This window comes from Ochrobactrum sp. AP1BH01-1 (genome assembly GCF_018066705.1).
In the GTDB taxonomy this organism is placed as follows: Bacteria; Pseudomonadota; Alphaproteobacteria; order Rhizobiales; family Rhizobiaceae; genus Brucella.
The window spans coordinates 213,026-239,645 of sequence record NZ_JAGPOU010000005.1; the positions used below are offsets into that span (position 1 = coordinate 213,026).

Consider the following 26,620-nt stretch of genomic DNA (forward strand, 5'->3'; position numbering starts at 1 on the left):
CTCATGAGCGCCTTACCATCCAGCATCAGCTATTTCTTGCCCGACGAAACCGCAACGCAGCGTTTCGGTGAAGATTTTGCCCTCGCCTTGCAAAAGGGCGATCTTGTTACGCTTTCCGGTGATCTGGGGGCGGGAAAATCCTCGCTTGCCCGCGCAATAATCCGGGCAATTGCCGATGATCAAGGGCTGGACGTTCCAAGCCCGACTTTCACGCTGGTGCAAAGCTACGAGAGCCTGCGTATTCCTGTGGCCCATACCGACCTTTACCGTATTTCGCACGGCGAAGAGCTGGATGAGCTGGGCCTGCCTGAATTTATGGAGGACGGCGTCGTTCTGGCCGAATGGCCGGAGCAGGGTGAGGGCTTTCTGCCCGAACCGTCTTTTGCCGTTACGCTGAGCCATGAAGGGGCAGGGCGGCGCATTGCTGTGTCCGGTCCCGTGGCCGCGATCCAGCGGCTGGAACGGAGCCGCGCAATCCGCGCTTTTCTGGAAAACAACGACCGCAGAGAGGCTTCGCGCCGGTATTTTCAGGGCGACGCTGGGCCACGCCGATACGAGCTGATTACAAGCACTTCTCACGGTGTAGAAGTTCTCATGAATGCGCCGGCGATGCCCTATGATCCGCCGCTGCGTGATGGCAAGTCCTATCGCCAGCTCGCCCATATTGCGGAAAATATTCAGGCATTCGTGGCAATAAATGGCTTGCTCGCAAAACATGGTTTTCGTGTGCCGCAAATGCGTGCGCTGGATATTGATGCAGGGCTTTTGATCCTCGAAAATCTTGGAACCGAGGGCGTTCGGGCAGCTTCCGGTGAACCTGTCGCGGAACGCTATGAAGCTGCCGGGCGCTTTCTGGCGCATCTGCACGGTGTCGCCTGGCCGGACCACGCGCCGGTGGAAGGCCAGCCCGACCACATCATCGCCGGGTTTGACCGTAATGCGATGATGATCGAGGTCAGCCTGATCGGCCAGTGGTATGCGCCGCGCATGATGGGCAGGCAGCTTACGGACGCGGAAAAGCAGGCTTTTGAAGCCGCATGGGACCGCGTGATCGCCGATATTGCCGATGTCGAGAAAAGCCTGCTCCTGCGCGATTATCATTCGCCGAACCTGTTCTGGTTTCCGGAGGCAGAGGGCAAGGACAAGGTCGGTGTCATCGATTTTCAGGATGCGATGATCGGACCAGCAGCCTATGACGTGGCTTCGCTGGCGCTCGATGCGCGGGTGACGATCTCGCCGGAACTGGAGCAGGCGGTGGTCGCAGCCTATTGTGATGAGCGCCGTGCGCTCGGACACGCGTTCGACGAAACCTTGTTCCGCAAGGCTTATGCTGTCATGGGAGCGCAGCGCAATGCCAAGCTGCTGGGGCTTTTCGTGCGGCTTGACGAGCGCGATGGCAAGCCGGCTTATCTGCAACATCTGCCGCGTATTCATGACTATCTCGGACGCGTGCTGAAGCATCCGGTCATGGCGCCTGTGGCGGCATGGTTTGAGCAATTGAAGCTGATGCAGCAGGAAGAGGCCGCGCAATGAAAATGCCTGAAACGTCCCCGAAGACGGCTATGGTTCTTGCCGCCGGTCTTGGCAAGCGCATGCGCCCCATCACCGAAACCATTCCAAAGCCGCTGGTCAAGGTGGCGGGCAAACCCTTGATCGACTGGGGACTCGACGCGGCAGCACTGGCAGGCGTCCGCACCGCAGTGGTCAATGTGCATTATTTAGCCGACCAACTGGATGAATATCTGCGCGATCGAAACGATATGGAAATCGTCATTTCGGACGAGCGCGACATGCTGCTCGATTCCGCTGGCGGCATTGTGAAGGCGCTGCCGATCCTGGGAACGCAACCGTTTTTCATTCTGAATGCCGATACATTCTGGGTAGGCGACGAGAAGGCCCCCAACCTCATGGCGCTGGCCGACCTTTGGGATGCAGACCAGATGGATATTCTCCTGATGACGGCGCGTCTCGATCAGGAAACCGGCTATGAAGGCAAGGGCGATTTCGTTGCCGACGAGAAAGGGCATCTGCGGCGCGCGCGCGATGTTTCGGGCGAGCCGGTGATCTATGCCGGAGCAGGGATCATCCATCCCCGCATCTTCGATGGCGCGGAGCCGGTCGTGTCCTCGCTCAACCGTTATTTTGATGAAGCGATTGCGGCGGGTCGCCTTTATGGTATGCCAATGACCGGGCACTGGCTGACCGTCGGCACGCCGGACGCAATCGGCAAGGCGGAGGCGGCACTGACCGCATTCGCATAAGGAGGCAGAACGCATGAGCGCACGCAGACCCAGAGATGGGAAACAGCGCCTGTTTTCAATTCCTCCCGGCACACCGTTTCTGCCAGCTTTTGCCAAGGCCCTTCTGGAAGGGCGGCTGGTCGAAGGTTTTCCCGGCAATCCTTCCGATCCGCTGGCATTGGCCAATGCCACCATCTATGTGCCGACGCGCCGTGCGGCGCGTGCGCTAAGATCGATTTTAGTAGATAAGAATCTAGCTAGAAGCGCAATTTTGCCGACGATAAAACCGCTCGGCGATGTGGATGAAGACGCGGCTTTCTTCAATGCCGGCTCGTCAGGCGTCTTCGACGTCAATCCGCCAATCGGTACGGCGGAGCGGCTTCTGCTTCTGGCACGGCTCATCCGACCGTGGCGGGAATCGCTGCCATCGCATGTGCGCGCCTTGTTTGGTGTTGACGACGTTTCCGTTCCGGCAACCACCGCCGACGCGATCTGGCTTGCCCGCGATCTGGCGGGGCTGATGGACCAGGTCGAGACCGATGGGGCGAAGTGGAGCGAGCTTGCGACGATTGCCCCGGAAGACCTCGCCGACTGGTGGCAGGTCACGCTTGGCTTTCTCAATATCGTCACCAATCTCTGGCCGGATATTCTGGCGGAGCGCAAGCTTTCAAACCCCGCCGCGCATCGCAACGATCTCATCTTTAGCGAAGTAAAGCGCCTGCGCGCCCATCCGCCTGCCGGGCCGGTTATCGTTGCGGGTTCCACCGGTTCCATACCGGCGACTGCGGAATTGATTTCCGCCATTGCAAACCTGTCGAACGGCGCGGTGGTGCTGCCGGGGCTGGACCGCGACTTGGACGATGCCGCCTGGCAGCTGCTGGCGTCGGCGACTGATAATCCGTCGACTTTCGGTCATCCGCAGTTCGGTTTGCGCAAGCTTCTCGATGCAATGCAGACCTTGCGCGACGATGTGGAACATCTGGACGATATGCCAGCCTCCAAACGCCTGCGCGAGCGGGTGGTCAGCGAAGCGCTGCGTCCGGCGGAAACGACCGACGCGTGGGGTAAGCTCGATATAGAGGCTGGCAGCCTGTACGCCGCCGCGCAGACGATCGACCTGATTGAAGCCGCCAATGAACGGGAAGAGGCGCTCGCCGTCGCTCTTGCCTTGCGTGATGCGATCAATGATGAGGGCAAGACGGCAGCGCTCGTCACCGCCGACCGCAATCTGGCCCGGCGTGTGGTGGGCGAACTTGCCCGTTTCGGCATCGATGCCGACGATTCCGGCGGCAGGCATCTGCGCGATGTCGAAACCACGACATTGCTGCGGCTGCTGGTCGAAACCGTGTTCAATCCGGGCGATCCGGTTGCCCTGCTGGCGCTGGTCAAGCATCCATTGCTGCGGCTGGAGGCTCCTCGTATCGAGCGACGCCTTGCTGCTGAGACTCTCGAGCTCATCGCCTTTCGCGGCGGTACGGGCCGCGCCTCCGTGCTCGATCTTCCGGCATTTTTCGACCGGCGGCTGGAGGAGAGCGCCAGCCAGCCCTGGCAACCGGCATGGCACGACACCGTTACGCCGGATATGATCGCGGCTGCGCGAAATCTTTGCGAAAGCCTGTCGAATGCCGTGGCGCCGCTCGCACCTTTCGTCCTCGCTGGCCGCAGGACTGAGATCGGCGAAATCGCGCGCGCCACGGTCGAGGCGCTGGAAAATCTGGCGCGCAACGAAAAGGCCAGCGTCGCGCCTTTTTATTCCGGCGAACGCGGAGAACAGCTCGCCGCCTTTTTGCGCGGTCTGGTTTCGAGCGAAGCCGGGCTCGATTTCGAAGCTTCGGAATGGCCCGCCGTGCTGGATGCCCTGATGGCGGGCGAAACGGTCAAGCCGCATCCGGGCGGCCATCCGCGCCTCTTCATCTGGGGTGCGCTGGAAGCCCGTCTGCAAACGATGGATACGGTGGTGATCGGCGGTCTCAATGAGGGCAGCTGGCCCGCCCGCACCCGCAACGACCCATTCATGTCGCGCCCGATGAAGTCGATGATCGCGCTCGATCCGCCCGAACGGCGCACCGGCCTTGCCGCTCACGATTTCCAGATGGCGCTGGGCATGGATCATGTCGTGCTGACGCGCTCGCAACGTTCCGACAATGCGCCAACCGTGCCTTCGCGCTGGCTGCAGCGGCTTGAAACGGTGCTGGGCGCGGATGTGACTGCCGAAATGCGCAGGCGCGGGGCGCGTTTCATCCAGTGGTCACGGGAAATCGATCAGGCACCTGACGTGCCTTTCGTCAAGCGCCCGGAACCTGCCCCGCCTGTCGCTGCCCGTCCGAAGCATTTTTCGGTGACGGAAATCGAAACGCTGCGCCGTGACCCTTATGCGATCTTTGCGAAAAAGATACTGAAACTGCGGCCACTTGAGCCTTTGATCCGTGATCCGGCGGCGGCAGAACGTGGCACATTGTTCCACGATATTCTGGGTCATTTCACGCAAGAGGCAATCGATCCGCTGGCACCCGATGCCGCCGAACGCCTGATGGAGCTTGGCCGCATTCTTTTTGCCGATATGGACCTGCCGACCGAAATCGAGGCCGTGTGGTGGCCGCGCTTCACGGCGCTCATCCCGCAGTTTCTGGCCTGGGAGCGCGAGCGCGCCTATAATGTCCAGACCCGCTTCGCCGAGATTTCTTCCGACAAGCGTGAGGTAGAAGGACTTGGCGTCACGCTATCCGGCCGCGCTGACCGTATCGACCTGATGCGCGACGGGACAGCCGAAATCATTGATTACAAGACCGGCTCGACGCCATCGCCCAAACAGGCGCATGTGCTGCTGTCGCCGCAGCTGGCGCTGGAAGCCGCACTTCTGGTGCGCGGTGCGTTTCGTGAACTGGGGTCGGTCCGCGCTTCGGACCTCACCTATGTCCGTCTCAAGGCGGGCGGCGAGGTGAAGCCGGAGTCGATCCTCAAGATCGGACGACCGCCGTCGGAGAAAACCGCGCCGGCGCTTGGCGAAGAATCCTGGCAGCGGCTGGCGCAATTGCTGGCTGAGTATCAGAAGCCGGAAAAAGGTTATCTTTCCCGTGCCCTGCCATTCCGTGAAACCGATCTGACGGGCGATTACGATCATCTGGCGCGGGTGCTGGAATGGTCTGCCGGAGGCGATGCTGGCGGGGAGGGTGAGGCGTGAAGAAGAAGCTTCATATTCCGCCGGAAACATTGTTTGCGCAGGGCAGGGCCGCCGATCCGGCGGCTTCCGTCTGGGTGTCGGCCAATGCGGGTTCCGGCAAGACGCATGTTCTGACCGAACGTGTTATCCGCCTGTTGCTGGAAGGCACCGACCCGTCCAAGATTCTCTGTCTCACCTATACGAAGGCGGCGGCGGCGGTGATGCAGAACCGCGTGTTCATGCGGCTTTCCGAATGGGCCGTCTTGCCAGATGAAGAGCTGGCCGAACGCCTGAAATCACTGGAAGGCCGCAGACCGGGCGATGCGCGTCTTGCAGCGGCAAGACGGCTCTTCGCGCGTGCGCTGGAAACGCCGGGCGGGCTCAAAATCCAGACCATCCACGCTTTCTGCGAAGCAATCCTGCATCAGTTCCCGCTTGAGGCGAACATTGCCGGTCATTTCGAGATGATGGACGATCTGATGCAGGCCGCACTTGTCGGTGAAGCACGGCGACAGTTGCTCGAAACCGCGCATGGCGGCGGTGACATGGAGCTCGCCGCGGCCTTTGCGGATGTTTTGCAGGCAGCAGGCGAGATGGGCCTGCAATCGCTTCTCGATGAGGCCGTCAGCAGGCGTAATGGCTTGCAGACCTATATCGCCGAACTGGGCGTGGCGGCGCATCGCAGCGAAGCTTTGCACCGGGCATTCGGCTTCGACCCGCAAACCAGTGAAGACGATCTTCTCGCCGACCTCTGGCCGATACCGGAATTTTCCGACGATGCGCTCGATCTTATCATGTCGGTCCAGAAGGGGGCTTCGCGCGCGCAGGATTTTGCGCTGCAGCTTCGGCGTTTCGATAAGGTGACGAACCAGCGCGACCGCGAAGCCGTGTTGCGCGCCGCCTTCCTGAAGAGCACCGGCGAGCCGAAATCCGGTTCCTATGTCTGCTCGGCAGCGGTGAAAAAACTTCTGCCGGATTTCGAGGAGGATTTCGACGCGGCGGCGGCGCGTGTCGAACAGGGGCTGGACCGGCTGAAGGAGTTGCGCCTTGTGCGGCTCAATCTTGCCGCGCTGACGCTGGTCGACAATCTGCTGCAACGCTATCACGACCTGAAACGCCAGCGCGGCCTGCTCGATTTCGAAGATCTCATCACCCGGACCGTGGCGCTGCTTGCCCGCAACGGGGCAGGGCAATGGGTGCAATACAAGCTTGATCGCGGCATCGACCATATTCTGGTCGATGAGGCGCAGGATACCAGCCCCAACCAGTGGCAGGTGATCCGCATGTTGTCGGAGGAGTTTTTCTCCGGCCTCGGCCAGCGCAATATCGGCCGTACACTCTTCGCCGTCGGTGACGAAAAACAATCGATCTATTCGTTTCAGGGCGCAGTGCCGGAGGATTTTGCGGCGCAGGGGCGTTCCGTCAGCCTGCGGGCGGAAGATGCGGAACTGAAATTCGAGCGCGTCAGCCTCAATTTCTCGTTCCGCTCCGCTCCCGATGTTCTGCAGGCGGTGGACGAGGTTTTTGCCAGACCCGAGGCCAATCGCGGCCTTGCGGGCGCAACGGTGCATGAAGCCATTCGCGCCGATGCGCCGGGCGAGGTGGAAATCTGGGATATGCTGACACCAGAAGCGGTGGAAGAGCCGGACGACTGGCGCGAGCCGGTCGATCATCTGGCGGCACCCGCTGTCCGTCTGGCGGATCAGATTGCGGCCACCATTCGCCACTGGCTGGATAGCGGCGAAGCTATTCCCGGACAGAACCGGCGGATCATGCCGCGCGACATCATGGTTCTGGTACGAAAGCGCGACCAGTTCATGCCTGCTCTGTCACGGGCGCTGAAAAACCTGTCCGTCCCGGTTGCAGGCGCTGACCGCCTGCGCCTCACCAGCCATATCGCCGTTCAGGACCTGATGGCGCTTGGACGTTTTGTGCTGCAGCCCTCGGATGATCTTTCACTGGCGTCTGTCCTCAAAAGTCCGCTGTTTGGCTGGGATGACGATCAGCTCTTCGAGCTTGCCCATCCGCGCGGTTCAAGCCTTACGCTGTTCGAGCGGCTCTATCAGCTCTCGCGTGATGACACTGCGCTGGGGGAGGTGCACAAGACCTTGAGCCGCTGGCGCAATATGGCCGACACCATGCCGGTGTTCGAATTCTATGCGCGCATATTGAGTGCAGACGGTGCACGGCGAAAACTTCTGGCGCGGTTGGGGCCGGAGGCGGGCGACATCATCGATGAATTCCAGAATTATGCGCTTTCCGCCGAGCGTGCCGGTTTGCCCGGCCTGCAAGCCTTTCTTGAAACGCTGGAAGCGGCATCGCCGGAAATCAAGCGCGAACTCGATCAGGGCCGCAATGAAGTGCGCATCATGACCGTCCACGCCGCCAAGGGGCTGGAAGGGGCGGTGGTGTTCCTGGTCGATCCGGGAAGCGCGGTCTGGACCGGCAGCCGCGCGCCAAAGCTCATTCCATTTGATTTTTCAGACGGCAATCCGCCGGTGAAAGGCTATCTCTGGCAGCCGAATGCCGGATACCAGACCGGGTTCACGGCGGCGCAGATCGAGAAGCTGAAAACGCGGGCGGAGGAAGAATATCGCCGCCTGCTTTATGTCGGCATGACGCGGGCCGAAGATCGCCTCATAATTTGCGGCTATCGCGGCACGCGCGAAAGCGGCGAGACATGGCATCGTCTTGTCGAGGATGCGCTGGCCACCAAGGCCGAAACATTCGTGCATCCCGTGCTGAAAGTTGCCGCCCGGCGTTATCGCAACACGCCGCGCGGAATGGTCGAGATTGCCGATCAGGACAGGACCGAGGATCATGCGCTGCCTTCGCTGCCGCTCGACTATCTGCGGCCGATAAAGCCGGAAACCGGACTGCCGCGCCCGCTGGCGCCGTCCGGCGCGTCGGCGCTGATCGAAGCCGATGAAGAGCCACCGCTCGATACGATTTCGCCGGTTCTGGGGCCGGGCAATGCTACGCCAGCCTTTGCGCTGCGGCGTGGTACGGCGATACACATGTTGCTGCAATATTTGCCTGATGTTCCGGAAACCGACCGTGAAGCACTGGCTCACGGCTATCTGGACCGTATCGCTGCCGACTGGCCGGAAACGGAGCGGCAGATGGCATGGCAGAGCGTCAGACGTATTCTGGACGATCCCACCTATGCGCCGGTCTTTGCAGAAGGTTCGCGTGGGGAAGTGGCTATCATGGGCACGATCGAGCTTGGCGGGCGCGATCATGCGGTGTCGGGCCAGATCGACCGCATCAGCGTCGGTGAGGACCGCGTGTTGATCGTCGACTACAAGACCAACCGGCCGCCGCCAAAAATCATCGAGGCAGTCCCGTTTGCCTATCGGGCGCAGCTTGCGCTTTATCGGGAATTGCTGGCACCACTCTATCCGGGACGGACGGTGGAAACAGCATTGCTCTTTACCGAAGGCCCGTTTTTGATGCCGTTGCCGGATGCGATCCTGGACGAAGCGTTGCAGTCCCTGAAAGACTCTCAAGTAAAGGTGACGAACCAGAACTTGACGGATGGCAGCAGACACGCCACATGATATAGCGAATAAAGAGCGGATTGTGTTGTGAGTCTGGAAAGACGTCTGCCGTTCTTGGTGAGAAAAGAGGATAGCCCTATGGCAACCGTTAAGGTCGATAACAGCAATTTTCAGTCGGACGTTCTTCAGTCGAGCGAGCCTGTCGTGGTGGATTTCTGGGCGGAATGGTGCGGTCCGTGCAAGATGATCGCCCCGGCTCTGGACGAAATCGCGAGCGAAATGGCCGGTCAGGTCAAGATCGCCAAGGTGAACATCGATGAGAATCCGGAACTGGCCGCGCAGTTCGGCGTGCGTTCGATCCCGACGCTTCTGATGTTCAAGGACGGCGAACTCGCCGCCAATATGGTCGGCGCTGCTCCGAAGAGCCGCCTTGCCGATTGGATCAAGGCTTCTGCTGCTTAATCAGCGCATCCAAGAAATGAAAAAAACCCGGCCTTCGAGCCGGGTTTTTTTGTTGGTGAGCAGAAAGAGTTCGGACTTACTTCGACTTTTTCTGAGCGCGGGCTCTGTCGTCGTCGCTTGGATTGCATTCCTGATGCGTTCCCGGGACGTAGAATTTTCCGTCAGCGGCGGGATTGGTGCCGCCATCGCACCCCGGCATTCCATTTCCCGTGCTTCCCCCATCGCCGCCATTGCCGCCGGACTGAGCGAAAGCGGGTGTCGCGACGCCAACCACAAGGAATAGAATTAAAAACAAAAACGTCCTCATCTCGATTCCTCCCGTGGAGCGAGATAGATTGCTCGTTATTCATTCTATTGCCGGAAGACCTTTGCCGCATCCCCCACTTGTTGCCAGCAACTGGTCAATCAAACAGGCGGAGTTCCATTGTCTCTCAAGACTTCACCTGCAAGATAAAGCGATCCGCCGATCAGGATACGAGGCGGCGCTTCGTCCGGGGGCCAAGTGTCTCGCAGAAGTTTCAACGCATTGGCAACCGAATGCACGGGTTCTGCCGAAAGATTGGCTTTCTGCGCCGAAATCGCCAGCTCATCATTGGGTATACCCGCATCGCTGGACGGGATCGGCACGGTAAAAACATGCCGCGCCATGCCGGAAAAGGCTTCGAAATAGCCGACCGGGTCCTTGGTGTTGATCATGCCGGTGATGAGGAACAGCGGGCGCGCATTACGCTCCTCAAGATCGCCGAAAGCTTCTGCGATCACAGCGCCCGCACCCGGATTATGACCGCCATCGAGCCAGATTTCGGATGCAGCCGGGGCCATATCCACGAGCGCGCCATGAGTTAGCCGCTGCATGCGGGCAGGCCAGTCCACCACCATCAGCGCCTTTTCGACGGCCTTGTCGGTCAGGCTGAAACCAGCCATCTGCACGGCCTCGATTGCCGCTGCGGCGTTGGAAATCTGGTGGCGTCCGGACAGGCGCGGCAATGGCAGGTCGATCAGGCCGTCCTCGTTCTGGAACACCATGCGGCCGTGTTCCTCGAAGGCGAGGAAATCCTGCCCATAGACCGACACCGGACAGCCAAGCCGGTCGGCGGTCGAGACGAGCACTTCGCGCGCCGCATCGAAAGGCTGGAACCCAACCACGACCGGGCAATCCTTCTTGATGATACCGGCTTTTTCAGCAGCGATCAGTTCCACGCGGTCGCCCAGATAGGCCTGATGGTCGATAGAGACCGGCATGATGAGCGAGACGGCGGGATCGGTAATGACATTGGTGGCGTCGAAACGTCCGCCGAGACCGACTTCCATGACGACGACATCCGCCGGATGCTCGGAAAAGAGCACGAAGGCGACCGCCGTCAAAATCTCAAAAACAGTGATATGCTGTCCGCCATTTGCCGCTGCAACGCGCTCTATGGCGTCGGCCAGAACATCGTCGCTGACCAGCTTTCCGCCACCGGGCGCCGCCAGACGATAGCGCTCGTGCCAGTGGACGAGATGCGGCGAGGTGTGGACGTGAACGTCAAAGCCGCCTGCTTCCAGAAGGGCGCGGCAGAAAGCCGTCGCCGATCCCTTGCCATTGGTTCCGGCGATATGGATGATCGGCGGCAGCTTCAGATGCGGATTGCCGAGCTTCTCCAGAAGACCGCGGATGCGGTCCAGGGAAAGATCAAAACCCTTTGGATGCAACTGCATAAGCCGCTCGATTGCGGCGGCGGCTTTTTCTGTCACGATCAGGCTGCCTTGCTGTCTGCTTCCGTCTTCTTGCCGTCCGGAATATCGCTGTTGGCAGGCTGCTTGGTCATGATCTTGAGCAGGCGCGCAATCGTGCTCTTCAGTTCAAGGCGCGAAACGACCATGTCGACCATGCCATGTTCCATGAGATAGTCGGCGCTCTGGAAGCCTTCAGGCAGCTTTTCGCGGATTGTCTGTTCAATGACGCGCGGTCCGGCAAAGCCGATCAGCGCGCCGGGTTCGGCAATATGGATATCGCCCAGCATGGCGTAGGAAGCCGTCACGCCGCCGGTGGTCGGATTGGTCAGAACAACGATATAGGGCAAACCTGCTTCTTTCAGCATTTCCACCGCAACCGTGGTGCGTGGAAGCTGCATCAGCGACAGGATGCCTTCCTGCATACGCGCGCCGCCCGAAGCGGCGAACAGGACCAGCGGACGTTCCAGCTCGATGGCCTTTTCAAAGCCCTGGATGATCGCTTCGCCGGCGCCCATGCCAAGCGAACCGCCCATGAAGCCGAAATCCTGCACAGTCGCGACAATCGGCAGACCTTCAATAGTGCCGATGCCGTTGACGACGGCGTCGTCCATGCCGGTGCGAGTGCGATAATCCTTGAGACGATCGATATATTTCTTCTCGTCGCGGAATTTCAGCGGGTCAACCGGCACTTTCGGCGCTTCAAGCGTGGTGTATTCGCCATTGTCGAAGAAGAAGCGCAGACGGTCCTTCGCCTTGATGCGCATGTGATGGCCCGAGGAAGGGATCACAAACTGGTTGCTCTCAAGGTCCTTGTGAAACACCATTTCACCGGTCGACGGATCCTTGATCCAGAGGTTTTCCGGCATTTCACGGCGGCCGAGCATCGAATTGATCTTCGGACGGACGTAGTTGGTGATCCAGTTCATAACGTTTGGTTCCGTTTCTTGTTCTTCGGCAAAGAGCTTGTCAGGCGCTTAGAGTCTGAGCGCGCATCTTGCCCCAAAACCGCTTCGCACTTTTTAGGATGCGCTTTAAATGGACGATTTATTGGGCGGCTTCAAGGCGTGTGGCGTGCACGCTCTCTGCAAGAGCGTGGACAAGCCGGGTTGCGGCGGCGACTGGATCGCCCTTCGCCTTGCCGTTTTCATCCAGTTCACCGGCAATCGCATTGACAATCGCCGTGCCGACGACGACGCCATCGGCATGGGTGGCGATGGCTGCTGCCTGCTCCGGCGTCTTGACGCCGAAACCGACGCAGATCGGCAGATCGGTGCTCTTCTTGATGTGGCGCACAGCTTCGCCGACCTTTGCCGTATCGGCAATGGCCGATCCGGTAATGCCGTTCATCGAGACGTAATAGACGAAGCCCGATGAATTATGCAGCACCTTCGGCAGGCGCTTGTCGTCGGTGGTCGGCGTGGTGAGACGAATGAAACTGATGCCCGCCTTCATGGCAGGAATGCAAAGCTCGGCATCCATTTCGGAAGGAAGATCGACGACGATCAGCCCATCCACGCCGGAAGCCTTGGCATCGGCCAGAAAGCGTTCCACGCCATAGATGTAGATCGGATTATAGTAACCCATCATGACAATGGGGGTCGTATCGTCTTCCTTGCGGAATTCTGCTGCCATATGCAGCGTCTTAGCCAGCGTCTGGCCGGCATTGAGCGCGCGCAGGCCAGCCGCCTGAATGGCGGGACCGTCCGCCATCGGATCGGAAAAGGGCATGCCAAGCTCGATCACGTCCGCACCGGCCCTAGGCAGGGCCTTCATCACCTTGAGCGAGGTTTCCAGGTCGGGATCGCCACCCATGAAATAGGTAACGAGCGCCGGACGGCCCTCGGCCTTCAGTTCAGCGAATTTGGTGTCGATGCGAGTAGTCATACCGTGCCCCGTGGCAAAGTGCGCGCCAGATAGTCGACAACGGGCTTGCCCGCCATCGCCGTTTCCATCCATGCGCGCCGTTCAAAGTCTATGATTCCGAGTTCCCACACGCAGGCCATCAAAATTGGCTGTGCGGGCATGAAGTCTACCTCGTCGCCGAGTTCCGACTGCCAGAGGATTTCCGTCGCGATGCCGCCTTCCAGCCACCAGTGCAGAAGCAGCCACAGGCTCTCCTCGCCCTGATGCAGAACGGCAAAGCCAGCGCCCAGATGCGGCAATGCGGTGAGTTTTTCGGCGGCGGTTTCGATCTGCCTGCGGGCGAGGCCGACAGCAGCCTCCGCAACAGGATTGGCCGGATCAGCTTCGATGATGTTGAGCTTGATCGTCGCCGGACCGCACGTCGTCAGGCCGTCGAACCATGCGGCTCGCGGCTTGTAGACGGAGATTTCGGCGATGTCGTTACCCATGTCAGATGTCCATGCCGAGAAGCTGGCCGACCGTGTGCACGTCCTTGTCGCCACGGCCCGACAGGTTGACGATCATCACCTGATCCTTGCCCATGGTCGGAGCCATTTTCACGGCCTGCGCGATGGCATGAGCGGATTCGAGCGCCGGAATGATGCCTTCGGTGCGGGTGCAAAGCTGGAATGCGTCCAGCGCTTCCGTGTCGAGGATCGGCACATAATCGACGCGTCCGCTGTCCTTCAACCATGAATGTTCGGGCCCGACGCCCGGATAATCGAGACCGGCGGAAACCGAATGGCCTTCGAGAATCTGGCCATCATCGTTCTGGAGGAGATAGGTGCGGTTGCCATGCAGCACGCCGGGACGTCCTGCGCTCATCGAGGCGCAATGTTCTTCGCCGTCTAGGCCGCGTCCGCCTGCTTCGACACCGACGATTTTTACCGAAGCATCGTCGAGGAACGGATGGAACAGACCGATGGCGTTGGAGCCGCCGCCAACCGCTGCCACGATCACGTCCGGAAGGCGCCCTTCCTGTTCCAGAATCTGCTGGCGTGCCTCATTGCCGATCACCGACTGGAAGTCGCGTACCAGTTCCGGATAGGGATGCGGCCCGGCGGCGGTGCCGATCAGGTAATAGGTGTCCTCGACATTCGTCACCCAGTCGCGCAGGGCTTCGTTCATCGCATCCTTGAGCGTGCCGTTGCCGGCGGAAACCGGCTTCACTTCGGCGCCGAGCAGCTTCATGCGGAACACATTCGGCTTCTGGCGCTCGACGTCGGTTGCGCCCATATAGACCACGCAGGGCAGGCCGAAGCGCGCGGCAACCGTGGCCGAAGCCACGCCGTGCTGGCCAGCACCGGTTTCGGCGATGATGCGGGTCTTGCCCATGCGCTTGGCAAGCAGGATTTGGCCGAGGCAGTTGTTGATCTTGTGGCTGCCGGTGTGATTGAGATCTTCGCGCTTGAAGTAGATTTTAGCGCCGCCCAAATGCTTGGTCAGGCCTTCGGCATAATAGAGCTTGGAAGGACGACCGGCATAGTAGGTGGAAAGCGCGGAAAGCTCAGCCTTGAATTCAGGATCGTTCTTCGCCGTTTCATAGGCTTCCTGTAATTCGAGGATCAGCGGCATGAGCGTTTCGGCAACGAAGCGTCCGCCGAAAATACCGAACATGCCCTCTTCATCGGGGCCTGTTTTGTAGGAATTGGGTTCAACCGGCTTGTTCAACGCTTTCGCTCCGTCATTTCAGGCTGTCTGCGGGCGTCAGTGACAGCCCGGAAAAAATTCTCGATGAGACGCACATCCTTTTCGCCGGGCGCGCGCTCGACGCCGGACGATATGTCGATACCCGGCGCCTTGGTCTTGTGCAGCGCTTCGGCGATATTGTCCGCATTCAATCCACCGGAAAGCATGTAATCGATATCCGCGTCAAGCGCAGCCAGAAGTTCCCAGTCGAATGACACGCCGTTGCCGCCCGGAAGGTCCGATCCCTTCGGCGGCTTGGCATCGAAAAGGAAGCGGTCGGCTATGCCCTTATAGGCCGCAATCGCTGCAAGATCGCTCGCCTCGCGCACCGAAAAGGCCTTCATGACCGGCAGGCCATAACGCGCCTTGATGAAGGCCACGCGTTCCGGCGTCTCATGGCCGTGAAGCTGCAGAATATCCGGCTTTACCGTTTTCACGATCTCGTCCAGCGTCCCATCGTCGGCATCGACCGTAACGGCCACCGCAAGCGCGCGTCCCTTGACCACATCGCGCAAGGCTGCCGCTGTCTGCGGTGTGATATGGCGCGGACTTTTGGGAAAGAAGATGAAACCGATATGCGTCGCACCGCCGTCCAGGGCGGCGGCAACGGCGTCGGGGGTTTTAAGCCCGCATATCTTGATATCGAGAACCATGGTTTTCCGTCGCATAAATCGGGGGGCTACTCAAGCTATTCCGTCCATTCCGATCTATTCGGAGACCGGATGGCCATCAAAACCCTGTGCGATCAGAAAATCATACGCTTCCATGACCTCAAGGGGAACCGCTTGCGCGATCTGATAGCCCTTGGCGGGATATTCCAGAATGCGTTGCAGGTCGCCTGTCATCTCATGGATAAGCATTTCGACCGGATGATCAGCCGTTGGCTGATCCTCAAAGGTGGTGAGCGGAGCGGTGATGCTTGCGCGCGCTTCCGGCCATTGCCGGGCTACTGTTGCGAGAACACGGCGCTGCGTCTGCGGCTTGGTCACGAGGATGGCGCTGAGGGCGCCGGGGGCGAGCTTTTCGCGGCTGAACCTTATGTTTTCGCCGATATTGGTGGCATTGGGTTCGACGGTGATCGCTTCTTCCGGAACGCCCCGCTTCATGGCGATTTCGGCAAAGGCTTCCGCTTCGCTGGCCTTATAGAGTTTCTCCGTCCAGTGACCGCTTTTGCCAGTAAACACCAGCCACGTCGCCATGCCGGACAAAAACAGATCGGCTGCCCGTTCCGCCACACGCGGATCGTAGCTGCCAAGCCCGATGATGACATCGGCGGTTTCCAGCGGATCATAGATGCAATGATAGTCCCACAGCACCTTGGCGGCGGTCAGTATGGATGGTTTCATGTAAAATCGATAGCCTGCAATGCGCTGCCATTGCGCTTCAGCCAAGCCTTGCAGCGCTCCGTATCGGGGCAAAGCTCATGGCAGAGTTTCCAGAATTTCGACCCATGGTTCATCTCGATGAGATGGGCCACCTCATGGGCGACAAGATAATTGATCACCGGGGCGGGGGCCATGCCGATGCGCCAGGAGAAGGAAAGGACTCCGTCCGACGTACACGATCCCCAGCGGCTCTTCGTATCCTTGAAACGCACCGCTTTGGCCTTGCGGCCCACAGTGGCGGTGTGGCGGACGACAAGCGCCTCTATCTCGCGCTTCACTTCGCGCTTGATGTGATCGGCAACGCGGCGGGGCAGATGTGCCGGGTCGCCATGGACGAGCAGGATGTTGCCTTCGAGAAGCTCGGTGGTGCCGCGTCCAGGCTGGTGCACGATCTTGTGCGGAACGCCGCGCAGGGGAATTTTGATGCCGGCGCGCACGCCCGGCTGGTCGGGCAGTTTTGCGATGCGGCTTTCGATCCAGCCCGCGTGGCGGCTGAGAAAACTCAGCACTTCGCGCTCGGGGAGTCCGGGAGGAACCGTGACGCGTAATCCCTTGCCGCCGGTTTCGATGCGCAAGGTCAGCCTTTTGGCACGCGGATTTTCAAAAACACGCAAAGGAAGTTCTCGTCCGGCGACCGCATGAATGCGCTCGCTGCGAACCGTTGTCGTGCCAGCGGATGCCCCTTTACCGCTGATTTGCCGAAGAAAGGAAAGGCCCATCTCTTAAGAATAAGCGATTCGTGCAGGAGCGCATCCCGAAAAGTGCGAAGCGGTTTTCGGGTACGGATTGCGTGGAACGCGCTGAAAAGGCGGGTTTTTCTGTGAAAGACAGGAAAAAACGGCGCGGACATGCCGCGCCGTTCAATGATTTTGCAGACTGTTTTACCGATCAAAGATCGGTGATGTCGTCCTTGCCGCCTTTCGCGCGGGTGGCAGGAGTTTTCTTCGCGCTCGCACGGCGTTCCGCCATGAAACGGTCGAACTCTTCCTTGTCGCGAGCGCGGCGCAGTTCTGCAGCATAAGCTTCGAATTCGGCGCGGGCTTCCTCGAGTTTACGGCGTTCTTCGGCCAGTCGCTCCAGCTCGGCGCGACGCCAGTCGTCAAAGGCCTCGTTGCCGGTGGTGCCGCCAAAGTTGAAGCTTTCACCCTTGCGGCAGTTGCGGAACGAGCCGAACATGGAATCGGTCTTCTCGTTCACGCCGCGCTTGAACCCTTCGAGGCGATCACCCCAGAGGATATAGGCGAGCATGGCAAGGCCAAGCGGCCAGAACAGGAAAAAGCCGAGCACCATCAGCGCAATCGTGGCTGGCGTCCATGCCGGGCGGATCAATGCAGTATTGGTCATGGTCTGCTCCGTCGAAAAGCGCATGCCTACGACCGTCCGACATCGTCCGGCCACATGCGCGAAACCAAGGCCTGCCAGCCCGCTCCATGCGGGCATTCTCTTCTGGCGGCTTGACTTCGACGTGGTGAAAAGATTGCGGCTTTTCAAGAATGCAACCGGAGGATTCGCAACCCTCTTCACCTAACCAATGTAATTATTTCGAGATTTTTTTGCGAAGATGTTCGAGAAAAGTCACGCAAAGCCCGGCGATCAGTGCCCAGAAGGCGGAGCCGATGCCGAAAAAGGCCATGCCGGAGGCCGTCACTGCGAAAGTTACGGTGGCCGCAAGACGTTCCTGTTCATCCTTCAGCGCCAATGACATCGCGTTGATGAACGGGCCTGTCAGCGCCAGACCGGCAACAAGGGCGATGAGGGTTACCGGCAATACGGCAAAGATCGCGACCAGTGATGCCCCGAACAGGGCAAACACCACATAGATCGCCGCATAGACTGGCCCGGTGAGCCAGCGCTTGGTGGCATCGGGATGCGCGTCGGGGTTGGTGCAAAGCGCCGCCGAAATCGCGGCAAGATTGGTGGTCGAAGCGCCGAAAGGTGCCGTCAGCAGGGAAAACAACCCGGTTACGCGCAGGCAGGCGCTGGTCGGCGGCTTATAGCCTGATGCCCGCAATACGGCGAAGCCCGGCAGGTTTTGCGACGCCATGGTCACCAGATAGAGCGGGATCGCAATGCCGATCATCGCGCCCATGTGGAACTCCGGCCAGATAAGCGTAAGCGTGGAAATCTCGGGCGCGGGCAGCGCGGGCGAGCGCCCCGTGACCAGAGCAAAGACCATGCCGATGACCAGAACCGCAATGACGGCGAGCGAAGGATTGAACAGGCGAATGACGAAGAACAGCGCCACCAGCGGCAAAACGAAAACTGGATCGCCGGGCACGGTCTTGGCGGCGGCAATGACGAAACTGAGCAGCACACCTGCTAGCATGCCCGATGCAACGGAAGCCGGGATGCGTGAAACGAGCACCGACAATTGGCGGATAAGCCCGGTGGCAACCAGTGCCAGTGCGGTCACGATGAAAGCGCCGACCGCTTCCGGCATGGTGAAACCGGCACTCGCGCCGATCAGCGCCAGCCCGGGTGTGGACCAGGCTGCGATGATGGGCATCTTGTAGCGGGTGCTGAGCCAGGCGGATGAGGCGGCAATTGCAAGGCAGATAGCCGTGACCCAGCTTGCGGTTTCGGCCTGTGTGGCGCCCAAAACCTGCGCTGCGGCAATGATGAGTGCCAGCGTGCCGCCGAAGCCGACAATGGCCGCAACCGCAGAGGAAGAAAAAACCGAAAAACGCATGATCGTGCCCCGCTATGATTTTTCGCCGATGCGTTCCGCCAGACCGGATACGGTGCGGATCAGAAGTTCGAGGTCCTGCGGTCGCGAAAGGCGATGGTCGCCGTCGCGCACCAGCGTCAGGGTCACGTCATCGACGGGCAGGTGTTCCACCAGCGTCAGCGCGTGCCTGTAGGGAACGTCCGGATCCTGCATCCCTTGAAGGATATGCACGGGACAGCCAGTCTCGATGATGCCTCTGAGAACCAGATTCTTCCGGCCATCCTCGATCAGCGCCCGGGTATAGATATAAGGATTGGGCGAATATTCGGAGGGCTCTTCGAAATAGCCTTTCTCCTGCAGGTCGGTCTTCTGTGCGTCGGAAAGCGTGGGTTCGACGAGCACAGCCGTAAAATCCGGCGCCGGCGCAATCAGCACGATACCGGCAGGCGGGTTGCCTTCCTTCTTGAGTTCCTGCGCCATGCGCAGCGCGATCCATCCGCCCATGGAGGAGCCGACGAGAATCTGCGGGCCTTTGGCAAACTGCCGGTAAACGGCAAGACTTTCGGCGAGCCAGCGCGAGATGGTGCCCTGATTGAAATCGCCGCCCGATTCGCCGTGGCCGGAATAGTCGTGCCTGAGCGCGCTGTGGCCGGTCTGCCCGGCCCAGTCATCGAGAACCGCGGCTTTGGTGCCCAGCATGTCCGAACGATAGCCCCCGAGCCAGACGACGCCCGGAGACTTGCTTCCGGCTCTGTGACGCAGGGCGATTTTCGCTCCGTCCACGTCGATGAATTCCGGCCCCGCAACGTCCATGTCAGATCTCCTTAATTTACCGGGCTGTTTTGGCATGTTCCCAAAAGAGAGAAAACCCGCCATGTGGGGCGATGCCCTTGAAATGACGGGAAATGTGACCGATATGCCGCTTGTCCGCCGCGAAATGATGATAAAAAGCACGTTTATCACGCGGGGGTGATTTTTCCTGTCAAAGATGCTATTGACTTCGCCGCGTGCTTGACGACATTTCCGCGATCAACTGTGGTTTGATCGGGGCCATGCCGTCTGGCAGCAAGCATCCGACCGCATGAGACGTAACAATTAGGAGATAACGACCATTCGCCGACCCTTCAGAGCGACGCCGGTTCAGAAAGACGGACCGCGCTCCAACCGTGATATCCGGGTTCCCCGGGTTCAGCTTATCGATGCCGAAGGCCAGAACCACGGTGATGTTTCCATTCAGGAAGCTATCGCCATGGCTGAAGAAGCAGGACTCGATCTCGTCGAGATCGTGCCGAACGCGGAGCCTCCGGTTTGTAAGATCGTCGACCTCGGCAAGCTGAAGTATCAGAATCAGAAAAAGGCCGCCGAAGCGCGCAAGAAGCAGAAAACGGTTGAAATCAAGGAAATCAAGATGCGACCGAACATCGACACCCATGATTATGAGGTGAAGATGAAGGCTGCTCAGCGTTTCTTTGAGGAAGGCGACAAGGTCAAGGTTACCTTGCGTTTCCGCGGACGCGAAATGGCGCACCAGGAACTTGGCATGAAGCTTTTGCAGCGCGTCAAGGAAGACACTGTCGAAATCGCCAAGGTCGAGTCCGAGCCGAAGCTTGAAGGCCGTCAGATGATGATGGTTCTCGCTCCGCGCTGAACATTTCGAAATGCCTTGGAAAAGCCGCCTTCGGGCGGCTTTTCATTTGCCCGGACAAATATGAGATAACGGAAATACCATGAAGACTTTGGGCGAACTGGGGAAGTATCAGCAGCGGCGGCGCCTCGCAATCGGCGTCGTAGTGGTGCTTCTGGTTGTGGCGCTGCTTTTCGTAGGCTCGCGGTCGACCGGGCATTTTCACGAATATATTGAGGCTTTCGGTCTCAGCCTGATCGTTGCGGCCATTATCGGCCGCATGTGGTGCACACTCTATATCGGCGGGCGCAAGAGTGCGGAAATCGTGCAGAGCGGGCCCTATTCGGTCACGCGCAATCCGCTTTATGTCTTCAGCAGCATAGGTGCGATGGGTATCGGCGCGCAGACCGGCAGTCTCATCATTGCGATGACTTTCGGCGTGCTTTGCTATCTCGCTTTTTCCGTTGTCATCCGGACGGAAGAGAAGTTCCTCCGGCAGAATTTCGGCAAGCCGTATGAAGCCTATTGCGCCAGTGTCCCGCGCTTTTTCCCGAAGCTTTCGCTGTTTCATGACGACAAGGAGCTGATCGTCCGTCCCGACCGGCTTTACCGCACCTTCACGGATGGTCTGGTGTTTTTCGTCGCCTATCCGTTTTTCGAGTTCGTGGAATATTTGCAGGATACCAATGTTCTGCCGGTGCTCCTGCACCTTTATTGACGTCTAGATGGCGATTCAGCCCAATTCGGGCATTGCCTTTTGCGGTCTTTGAGCCTATAAGGCCGCGTTCGAACCGCCCGGCAGGGCATGCCGTGGCGGTTTCGTATGCTTTTCAGGCTTGGTCAGTCTGGAAGTGAAAACAGGGTTCCGGTCGGTGGTGAGCACCGACGCCGCTCAAACAAGAGGCGTGGAGTGCCGCAGGCACGACGGGGACTAAACAAAGGAGTAGCAAAATGCCCAAGATGAAGACCAAATCGGCCGCCAAGAAGCGGTTCAAGATCACCGGCACCGGCAAAGTCAAGGCCGCAGCTGCTGGTAAGCGTCATGGCATGATCAAGCGTTCGAACAAGTTCATTCGCGATGCACGCGGCACCATGGTTCTCGCCGATGCCGATGCAAAGATCGTGAAGCAGTTCCTGCCGAACGGCCTCTAAGAGTCTGAGAAGGAGATCATAACATGGCACGCGTAAAACGCGGCGTTACCGCCCACGCAAAGCACAAGAAGGTTCTGGATCAGGCTGCTGGTTTCCGTGGCCGTCGCAAGAACACCATCCGCACCGCCAAGGCTGCAGTTGACCGTTCGAAGCAGTATGCTTACCGCGACCGCAAGAACCGCAAGCGCTCGTTCCGCGCTCTCTGGATCCAGCGCATCAACGCTGCTGTCCGCGAGCAGGGCCTGACCTATGGCCGTTTCATCGACGGTCTTGCCAAGGCTGGCATCGAAATCGACCGCAAGGTTCTGTCCGACATCGCAATCCACGAACCGGATGCGTTCGGTGCGCTGGTTGCATCGGCAAAGAAGGCTCTCGAGTACCTCAAGAACACCGAGACGCCGAACGCTTTTGAAGGCGCTGTCCGCTAAGCCAGCCGCCTTTCCCAAGCAGTATTGATAATTTTGGGGACCCGCGCTGGCTCGGCTGGCGCGGGTTTTCGCTTTTCGGGAGTTCAAACCGGGCATGAAGGATGAACCGGGCAAGCTGAGACTGGATCTGGATGCGGATGATCTCCGCAGCCTGCTGGTGCTGCTCGCCCAGAGCCAGGGCAAGCGCATTTCCAGCGCTGTCATTGGCGGTCATCGTGTCTGGATCAAACGCTATGATGCCGAAAGACGCCCGCTCCCGAAGCGCCTGCACAGCCTGATTTCGCCTCTGCTTCCCTACCCGTTCCTGCGTAGCCCGAAGGATGAAGGTGAGGCGCGCATGGCCGACCGCGAAGAGCGCAAGATGGCCGCTTTCCTTCAGGCAGGCTTTCAAGTGCCCCGGATCGTCTACCATCAGGGAGCGGTGATGGTTCTGAGCGATGTTGCACCGATCATTCAGGATCGGCTTGACCGCTTGCGCCGCGACGATCAGCAGGGACATGACGCGCTTCTCGTCCATTGTGCGCGTGCTCTGGGCGAGGCGCATGCGGCCGGGCTTTGCCACGGGCGTCCGCATCCGCGTGATTTCTTCGAGAAGAACGGCGTTGCCGGTTTTCTCGATTTCGAGGAGGAACCGGAAACCGTCATGCCACTTGCGGCCGCGCAGGCGCGCGATGTCTGGCTCCTGTTTTTCCAGATCACCGCGCAGGCGCGCCTTGCAGAAACGCCGAAACGGGCATTCGCGGCCTATCGGACGGTTGCGCCGGCGGCAGTGATTCCCGAACTGAAGAAAATCGTCGGATTTTTCCGATTTACCATCGCGCCTTTGAGGCTGTTCCGCCGCATTTTTCTCGGTGGCGACGGAAGACGGCTTTTGCAGGCGATGGAATTTTTTGACGCCAATCTTGATGCGTCTCACCAATCAGGTCAAAGAGAGTGACGACAACGCTTCTTTGGCTGCCAAGCGAAATATGTGGAGCGCTGCAGGCGCAAACAGGGAACTCGAAACAAGAGGCGTGGCGTGCCGCAGGCACGCCAGGGATGTGAACCAAGAGGCGTGGAGCGCCGCAGGCGCGACAGGGATTTAAACAATGAGTGATCTAGAACAACTCGAACGGCAAATTCTTGAAGATATCGCGGCGGCGTCTGACGAGCCGGCGATTGAAGCTGTGCGTGTCGCAGCCCTTGGCAAGAAGGGTTCGGTTTCGGAAAAGCTGAAAACGCTGGGCAGCATGACGCCCGAAGAGCGCCAGGCGCAGGGACCGGCCATCAACGGCTTGAAGAACCGGGTTACCGAAGCGCTGACCGAGCGCAAGACCGAACTGCGCAGACAGGCGATTGCAGTGCGTCTTGAGCGCGAAAAGGTCGATGTGACGCTTCCCGTTCGCGAAAGTGCTGCATCGCGCGGCCGCATCCATCCGATTTCGCAGGTGATCGACGAGATCACGGCAATCTTCGCCGATATGGGGTTCTCGATTGCCGAAGGTCCGGATATCGAAACCGACTATTACAATTTCACTGCGCTGAATTTCCCGGAAGGGCATCCGGCACGCGAGATGCACGACACCTTTTTCTTCAATCCGGACGAGAAGGGTGAGCGCAAGCTTCTGCGCACGCATACCTCGCCGGTGCAGGTGCACACGATGGAGAAGTTCGCCGCCATCCGCGACGAGGAAGGTCGCGACGAGCCGATCCGCATCGTCATCCCCGGAAAAACCTATCGCATGGATTCCGATGCCACCCATTCGCCGATGTTCCATCAGGTCGAGGGTCTGGTGGTCGACAAGTCGGCCAATGTCGCCAACATGAAGTGGGTCCTGGAAGAATTCTGCAAGGCCTTCTTTGAAGTGCCTTCGGTCAAGATGCGCATGCGTCCGAGCTTTTTCCCGTTCACCGAGCCATCGGTTGAAGTTGACATCCAGTGCGACCGTTCCGGCCCGCATGTGAAGTTCGGCGAAGGCAATGACTGGCTCGAAATTCTGGGCTGCGGCATGGTGCATCCCAACGTGCTGCGCGCTTCCGGCTACGATCCGGATGTCTATCAGGGCTTTGCCTGGGGCATGGGTATCGACCGCATCGCCATGCTGAAATACGGCATGCCCGATCTGCGCGCCTTCTTCGACGCAGATGTGCGCTGGATCGAACATTACGGTTTCCGTCCGCTCGACATTCCGACGCTTTTCGGCGGATTGAGCGCGTAAGGACAGGAAGGGACAAAACAAATGAAATTCACACTTTCCTGGCTCAAGGATCACCTTGAAACCGATGCGACGCTGGAACAGATCGTCGAGAAGCTGACCGATATCGGTCTTGAAGTGGAATCGGTCGATGACCGTGCAGCTTTCAAGGCGTTCAAGATCGCCAGGGTCCTGACAGCAGTTCAGCATCCGGACGCCGACAAGCTACGTGTGCTTTCCGTCGACGCGGGCGACGGCAAGCCGGTTCAGGTCGTCTGCGGCGCGCCGAATGCCCGCGCCGGTCTGGTGGGTGTTCTGGGCCGTCCGGGCGACTATGTTCCGGGTCTTGATGTCACGCTTTCCGTCGGCAAAATTCGCGGTGTCGAAAGTTTTGGCATGATGTGCTCGGAGCGCGAGCTTGAACTTTCCGACGAGCACAATGGCATTATCGACTTGCCGGAAGATGCTCCGGTCGGCACCAGCTTCGCGACCTATGCGGGTTTGGATGACGCGGTGATCGAAATCGGTCTGACCCCGAACCGGGCCGACTGCACGGGCATTCATGGCATTGCACGCGATCTTGCCGCAGCCGGTCTCGGCACACTCAAGAACACTCTGCCGGAAGCCATCACGGGCGAAGGCGAAACGCCGGTCAAGGTCGTTCTCGATCAGGACGCGGAAAATCCGTTCTGCACCGGCTTTGCGCTGCGCATGGTCAAGGGCGTCAAGAACGGCCCGAGCCCCAAATGGATGCAGCAACGTTTGAAGGCCATCGGCCTGCGCCCGATCAACGCGCTGGTGGACATCACCAATTACGTGACCTTCGATCAGGGCCGTCCGCTGCACGTCTTCGACGCGGCCAAGGTCAACGGCAATCTGACGGTGCGTGCGGCAAAGGATGGCGAAACCATTCTCGGCCTTGATCAGCGTGAATATAAATTCAAGCCGGGCATGTATGTGATCGCCGACGAAAACGGCCCCGAATCGATTGCCGGCATCATGGGCGGTGAACATTCCGGCTGTGATGAAAATACGGTGGATGTGCTGATCGAGTCTGCTCTGTGGGACCCGCGCATGATTGCACGCACGGGTCGCGAACTCGGTATCGTCACCGATGCGCGCTATCGCTTCGAGCGTGGCGTCGATCCGGAAATGATGGTTCCGGGTGCAGAAATCGCGACCAAGCTGGTGCTGGAACTCTGTGGCGGCGAGCCGACAGTTCTCGACGTGGTTGGCTACAGCAAGCCAGAGCCGCGCGTGATCGATTTCCCGGTATCGGAAGTCAAGCGCCTGACGGGTATCGACGTTCCTTACGAAACGTCGCTCGATATTCTGAAGCGTCTGGGTTTCGGCGTGGAAGGTGACGGCAAGGTCATCAAGGCAATCATTCCGTCATGGCGCGGCGATGTGGAAGGCAAGGCCGACCTCGTTGAAGAAGTCATGCGCATTCACGGCATCAACCGGATTGATCCGCAGCCGCTGCCAAGCCACGGCGCGGTCAATGGCCGTATCCTGACGACGCTGCAGATCCGCACGCGTCATGCGCGGCGTATGCTGGCATCGCGTGGCATGATGGAGGCGGTGACCTATTCCTTCATTTCTGAAGCACAGGCAAAAATCTTCGGTGGCGGCAAGCCGGAGCTGAAACTTGCCAACCCGATTGCATCGGACATGTCGGACATGCGCCCTTCGCTTCTGCCGGGCCTCTTGGCTGCAGCACAGCGCAATGCGGATCGCGGCTTTGGCGATACGGCACTGTTCGAGGTCTCTGGCATCTACGAAGGCGATACGCCCGATAAGCAGCGTCGCGTTGCGGGCGGCGTGCGCCGCGGCACGGCCAAGGTTGACGGCTCGGGCCGTTTCTGGGCCGGCAATGCGGCCCCGGTCGGTGTGTTCGATGCCAAGGCCGACGCGCTCGCAGCACTGGAGGCCGCCGGTGCGCCGGTAGATCGCATCCAGATAGAAGCCGGTGGACCGGAATGGTTCCACCCGGGCCGTTCCGGCACGCTGAAGCTCGGCCCCAAGGTGGTGCTTGGCCACTTCGGCGAGTTCCATCCGGACACGCTGGAAGCGCTCGACGTGGCGGGCAATCTCTGCGGCTTCGAAATCTATATCGATGCGATCCCTGAGCCGAAGGCAAAAGCGACCCGCACCAAGCCTGCTTTGAACCTCTCACAGTTCCAGAGCCTGAAACGTGACTATGCGTTCGTGGTGGATGCAGATGTCGAAGCCGGAAATGTCGTGAAAGCGGTTTCCTCTGCCGACAAGAAGCTGATCGTCGGCGTGCAGGTGTTCGACATCTTCACAGGCAGCACGCTTGGCGAAGGCAAGAAGTCGATTGCGGTTGAAGTGCTGTTGCAGCCGCAGGACCGCACATTGACCGATGACGATCTGGAAGCATTGTCGAAGCAGGTCGTGGCAAGCGTCGCCAAGCAGACCGGCGGCGTCCTTCGCGGGTAAAGATCGGAAACGTGATGAAGATGAAAACGCCAGTCTGATGAATTCAGGCTGGCGTTTTTT

Annotated in this window: 24 protein-coding genes; 13 read left to right on the forward strand and 11 right to left on the reverse strand. The window is 59.6% G+C overall.

The window, feature by feature from the left end:
• Positions 1 to 3 precede the first annotated feature (3 nt).
• The 6 genes from tsaE (at position 4) to J9800_RS18900 (ending at position 9,645) form a co-directional block, all read left to right on the forward strand.
• Positions 4 to 1,533: a tRNA (adenosine(37)-N6)-threonylcarbamoyltransferase complex ATPase subunit type 1 TsaE gene (gene tsaE, locus J9800_RS18875; RefSeq protein ID WP_114214471.1), complete on the forward strand. Its 1,530-nt coding sequence runs from the start codon at positions 4 to 6 to the stop codon at positions 1,531 to 1,533.
• Positions 1,530 to 2,261, forward strand: coding sequence for a nucleotidyltransferase family protein (locus tag J9800_RS18880; protein ID WP_114214470.1), 732 nt, complete (start codon positions 1,530 to 1,532; stop codon positions 2,259 to 2,261). Before tsaE ends, J9800_RS18880 begins: the two co-directional genes overlap by 4 nt.
• Positions 2,262 to 2,274: 13 nt before the next feature.
• Positions 2,275 to 5,421 (forward strand): double-strand break repair protein AddB, encoded by a 3,147-nt coding sequence (gene addB, locus J9800_RS18885; RefSeq protein ID WP_114214469.1) that lies wholly within the window; start codon positions 2,275 to 2,277, stop codon positions 5,419 to 5,421.
• Positions 5,418 to 8,960, forward strand: a complete 3,543-nt coding sequence (gene addA, locus J9800_RS18890; protein ID WP_114214468.1) for a double-strand break repair helicase AddA — start codon at positions 5,418 to 5,420, stop codon at positions 8,958 to 8,960. Before addB ends, addA begins: the two co-directional genes overlap by 4 nt.
• Positions 8,961 to 9,038: 78 nt before the next feature.
• A complete protein-coding gene (gene trxA / locus J9800_RS18895; RefSeq protein ID WP_112586861.1) occupies positions 9,039 to 9,362 on the forward strand; it encodes a thioredoxin in 324 nt (107 codons plus the stop codon).
• Between the two features lie 133 nt (positions 9,363 to 9,495).
• Positions 9,496 to 9,645 carry a hypothetical protein gene (locus tag J9800_RS18900; RefSeq protein ID WP_162792612.1) on the forward strand — a complete coding sequence of 50 codons (150 nt, stop codon included), beginning with the start codon at positions 9,496 to 9,498 and terminating at the stop codon, positions 9,643 to 9,645.
• 122 nt (positions 9,646 to 9,767) lie between these two features.
• On the opposite strand, the gene J9800_RS18905 is transcribed toward J9800_RS18900, so the two are convergent.
• The 11 genes from J9800_RS18905 to J9800_RS18955 form a co-directional block, all read right to left on the reverse strand.
• Positions 9,768 to 11,060: a bifunctional folylpolyglutamate synthase/dihydrofolate synthase gene (locus tag J9800_RS18905; protein WP_205315879.1), complete on the reverse strand. Its 1,293-nt coding sequence runs from the start codon at positions 11,058 to 11,060 to the stop codon at positions 9,768 to 9,770.
• 38 nt (positions 11,061 to 11,098) lie between these two features.
• Positions 11,099 to 12,004 carry an acetyl-CoA carboxylase, carboxyltransferase subunit beta gene (gene accD, locus J9800_RS18910; RefSeq protein WP_114214465.1) on the reverse strand — a complete coding sequence of 302 codons (906 nt, stop codon included), beginning with the start codon at positions 12,002 to 12,004 and terminating at the stop codon, positions 11,099 to 11,101.
• A 118-nt stretch (positions 12,005 to 12,122) separates the two neighbouring features.
• Entirely contained in the window at positions 12,123 to 12,962 is an 840-nt protein-coding gene (trpA, locus tag J9800_RS18915; protein WP_114214464.1) for a tryptophan synthase subunit alpha, read from the reverse strand.
• Positions 12,959 to 13,429 carry a hypothetical protein gene (locus J9800_RS18920; protein ID WP_114214463.1) on the reverse strand — a complete coding sequence of 157 codons (471 nt, stop codon included), beginning with the start codon at positions 13,427 to 13,429 and terminating at the stop codon, positions 12,959 to 12,961. Before J9800_RS18920 ends, trpA begins: the two co-directional genes overlap by 4 nt.
• A gap of 1 nt (position 13,430) precedes the next feature.
• A complete protein-coding gene (gene trpB, locus J9800_RS18925; RefSeq protein WP_114214462.1) occupies positions 13,431 to 14,651 on the reverse strand; it encodes a tryptophan synthase subunit beta in 1,221 nt (406 codons plus the stop codon).
• Positions 14,648 to 15,322, reverse strand: coding sequence for a phosphoribosylanthranilate isomerase (locus J9800_RS18930; RefSeq protein WP_114214461.1), 675 nt, complete (start codon positions 15,320 to 15,322; stop codon positions 14,648 to 14,650). Before J9800_RS18930 ends, trpB begins: the two co-directional genes overlap by 4 nt.
• A 54-nt stretch (positions 15,323 to 15,376) precedes the next feature.
• Entirely contained in the window at positions 15,377 to 16,015 is a 639-nt protein-coding gene (locus J9800_RS18935) for a YdcF family protein (protein WP_114214460.1), read from the reverse strand.
• A complete protein-coding gene (locus J9800_RS18940) occupies positions 16,012 to 16,773 on the reverse strand; it encodes a M48 family metallopeptidase (RefSeq protein WP_114214459.1) in 762 nt (253 codons plus the stop codon). Before J9800_RS18940 ends, J9800_RS18935 begins: the two co-directional genes overlap by 4 nt.
• Positions 16,774 to 16,942: 169 nt before the next feature.
• Positions 16,943 to 17,398 carry a DUF2852 domain-containing protein gene (locus J9800_RS18945; protein WP_112586981.1) on the reverse strand — a complete coding sequence of 152 codons (456 nt, stop codon included), beginning with the start codon at positions 17,396 to 17,398 and terminating at the stop codon, positions 16,943 to 16,945.
• 193 nt (positions 17,399 to 17,591) lie between these two features.
• The gene (locus J9800_RS18950) at positions 17,592 to 18,743 is read right to left on the reverse strand and encodes a benzoate/H(+) symporter BenE family transporter (protein WP_114214457.1); all 1,152 of its coding nucleotides are present in this window, start codon (positions 18,741 to 18,743) and stop codon (positions 17,592 to 17,594) included.
• A 12-nt stretch (positions 18,744 to 18,755) separates the two neighbouring features.
• The gene (locus J9800_RS18955) at positions 18,756 to 19,535 is read right to left on the reverse strand and encodes an alpha/beta hydrolase (protein ID WP_114214456.1); all 780 of its coding nucleotides are present in this window, start codon (positions 19,533 to 19,535) and stop codon (positions 18,756 to 18,758) included.
• A 298-nt stretch (positions 19,536 to 19,833) separates the two neighbouring features.
• Here J9800_RS18955 and infC point away from each other — a divergent pair, with 298 nt between their 5' ends.
• The 7 genes from infC to pheT all read left to right on the forward strand — a co-directional run bounded on the left by infC (position 19,834) and on the right by pheT (position 26,560).
• Positions 19,834 to 20,370 (forward strand): translation initiation factor IF-3, encoded by a 537-nt coding sequence (infC, locus tag J9800_RS18960; RefSeq protein WP_112586884.1) that lies wholly within the window; start codon positions 19,834 to 19,836, stop codon positions 20,368 to 20,370.
• A 79-nt stretch (positions 20,371 to 20,449) separates the two neighbouring features.
• Positions 20,450 to 21,064, forward strand: coding sequence for a methyltransferase family protein (locus tag J9800_RS18965; protein ID WP_114214455.1), 615 nt, complete (start codon positions 20,450 to 20,452; stop codon positions 21,062 to 21,064).
• 233 nt (positions 21,065 to 21,297) lie between these two features.
• Positions 21,298 to 21,498 carry a 50S ribosomal protein L35 gene (rpmI, locus tag J9800_RS18970; protein WP_002965184.1) on the forward strand — a complete coding sequence of 67 codons (201 nt, stop codon included), beginning with the start codon at positions 21,298 to 21,300 and terminating at the stop codon, positions 21,496 to 21,498.
• Between the two features lie 23 nt (positions 21,499 to 21,521).
• Positions 21,522 to 21,926 (forward strand): 50S ribosomal protein L20, encoded by a 405-nt coding sequence (gene rplT, locus J9800_RS18975; protein ID WP_006468099.1) that lies wholly within the window; start codon positions 21,522 to 21,524, stop codon positions 21,924 to 21,926.
• Positions 21,927 to 22,020: 94 nt separating this feature from the next.
• Positions 22,021 to 22,863 (forward strand): BUD32 family EKC/KEOPS complex subunit, encoded by an 843-nt coding sequence (locus tag J9800_RS18980; protein ID WP_114214454.1) that lies wholly within the window; start codon positions 22,021 to 22,023, stop codon positions 22,861 to 22,863.
• Between the two features lie 151 nt (positions 22,864 to 23,014).
• Positions 23,015 to 24,124, forward strand: a complete 1,110-nt coding sequence (gene pheS / locus J9800_RS18985) for a phenylalanine--tRNA ligase subunit alpha (RefSeq protein ID WP_114214453.1) — start codon at positions 23,015 to 23,017, stop codon at positions 24,122 to 24,124.
• Between the two features lie 21 nt (positions 24,125 to 24,145).
• Positions 24,146 to 26,560 carry a phenylalanine--tRNA ligase subunit beta gene (gene pheT, locus J9800_RS18990; RefSeq protein ID WP_114214452.1) on the forward strand — a complete coding sequence of 805 codons (2,415 nt, stop codon included), beginning with the start codon at positions 24,146 to 24,148 and terminating at the stop codon, positions 26,558 to 26,560.
• Positions 26,561 to 26,620: the final 60 nt, after the last annotated feature.

What these genes read in the sequence shown, in the direction of transcription:
- J9800_RS18930 (WP_114214461.1), bottom strand. Translation starts at nt 15,322, where the DNA reads ATGGTTCTCGATATCAAGATATGCGGGCTTAAAACCCCCGACGCCGTT.
- J9800_RS18980 (WP_114214454.1), top strand. Translation starts at nt 22,021, where the DNA reads ATGAAGGATGAACCGGGCAAGCTGAGACTGGATCTGGATGCGGATGAT.
- J9800_RS18905 (WP_205315879.1), bottom strand. Translation starts at nt 11,060, where the DNA reads ATGCAGTTGCATCCAAAGGGTTTTGATCTTTCCCTGGACCGCATCCGC.
- J9800_RS18945 (WP_112586981.1), bottom strand. Translation starts at nt 17,398, where the DNA reads ATGACCAATACTGCATTGATCCGCCCGGCATGGACGCCAGCCACGATT.
- trxA (WP_112586861.1), top strand. Translation starts at nt 9,039, where the DNA reads ATGGCAACCGTTAAGGTCGATAACAGCAATTTTCAGTCGGACGTTCTT.
- tsaE (WP_114214471.1), top strand. Translation starts at nt 4, where the DNA reads ATGAGCGCCTTACCATCCAGCATCAGCTATTTCTTGCCCGACGAAACC.
- addB (WP_114214469.1), top strand. Translation starts at nt 2,275, where the DNA reads ATGAGCGCACGCAGACCCAGAGATGGGAAACAGCGCCTGTTTTCAATT.
- J9800_RS18880 (WP_114214470.1), top strand. Translation starts at nt 1,530, where the DNA reads ATGAAAATGCCTGAAACGTCCCCGAAGACGGCTATGGTTCTTGCCGCC.
- pheT (WP_114214452.1), top strand. Translation starts at nt 24,146, where the DNA reads ATGAAATTCACACTTTCCTGGCTCAAGGATCACCTTGAAACCGATGCG.
- rpmI (WP_002965184.1), top strand. Translation starts at nt 21,298, where the DNA reads ATGCCCAAGATGAAGACCAAATCGGCCGCCAAGAAGCGGTTCAAGATC.
- trpA (WP_114214464.1), bottom strand. Translation starts at nt 12,962, where the DNA reads ATGACTACTCGCATCGACACCAAATTCGCTGAACTGAAGGCCGAGGGC.
- J9800_RS18920 (WP_114214463.1), bottom strand. Translation starts at nt 13,429, where the DNA reads ATGGGTAACGACATCGCCGAAATCTCCGTCTACAAGCCGCGAGCCGCA.
- accD (WP_114214465.1), bottom strand. Translation starts at nt 12,004, where the DNA reads ATGAACTGGATCACCAACTACGTCCGTCCGAAGATCAATTCGATGCTC.
- J9800_RS18940 (WP_114214459.1), bottom strand. Translation starts at nt 16,773, where the DNA reads ATGGGCCTTTCCTTTCTTCGGCAAATCAGCGGTAAAGGGGCATCCGCT.
- J9800_RS18935 (WP_114214460.1), bottom strand. Translation starts at nt 16,015, where the DNA reads ATGAAACCATCCATACTGACCGCCGCCAAGGTGCTGTGGGACTATCAT.
- J9800_RS18965 (WP_114214455.1), top strand. Translation starts at nt 20,450, where the DNA reads ATGAAGACTTTGGGCGAACTGGGGAAGTATCAGCAGCGGCGGCGCCTC.
- J9800_RS18955 (WP_114214456.1), bottom strand. Translation starts at nt 19,535, where the DNA reads ATGGACGTTGCGGGGCCGGAATTCATCGACGTGGACGGAGCGAAAATC.
- pheS (WP_114214453.1), top strand. Translation starts at nt 23,015, where the DNA reads ATGAGTGATCTAGAACAACTCGAACGGCAAATTCTTGAAGATATCGCG.
- J9800_RS18900 (WP_162792612.1), top strand. Translation starts at nt 9,496, where the DNA reads ATGCGTTCCCGGGACGTAGAATTTTCCGTCAGCGGCGGGATTGGTGCC.
- rplT (WP_006468099.1), top strand. Translation starts at nt 21,522, where the DNA reads ATGGCACGCGTAAAACGCGGCGTTACCGCCCACGCAAAGCACAAGAAG.
- J9800_RS18950 (WP_114214457.1), bottom strand. Translation starts at nt 18,743, where the DNA reads ATGCGTTTTTCGGTTTTTTCTTCCTCTGCGGTTGCGGCCATTGTCGGC.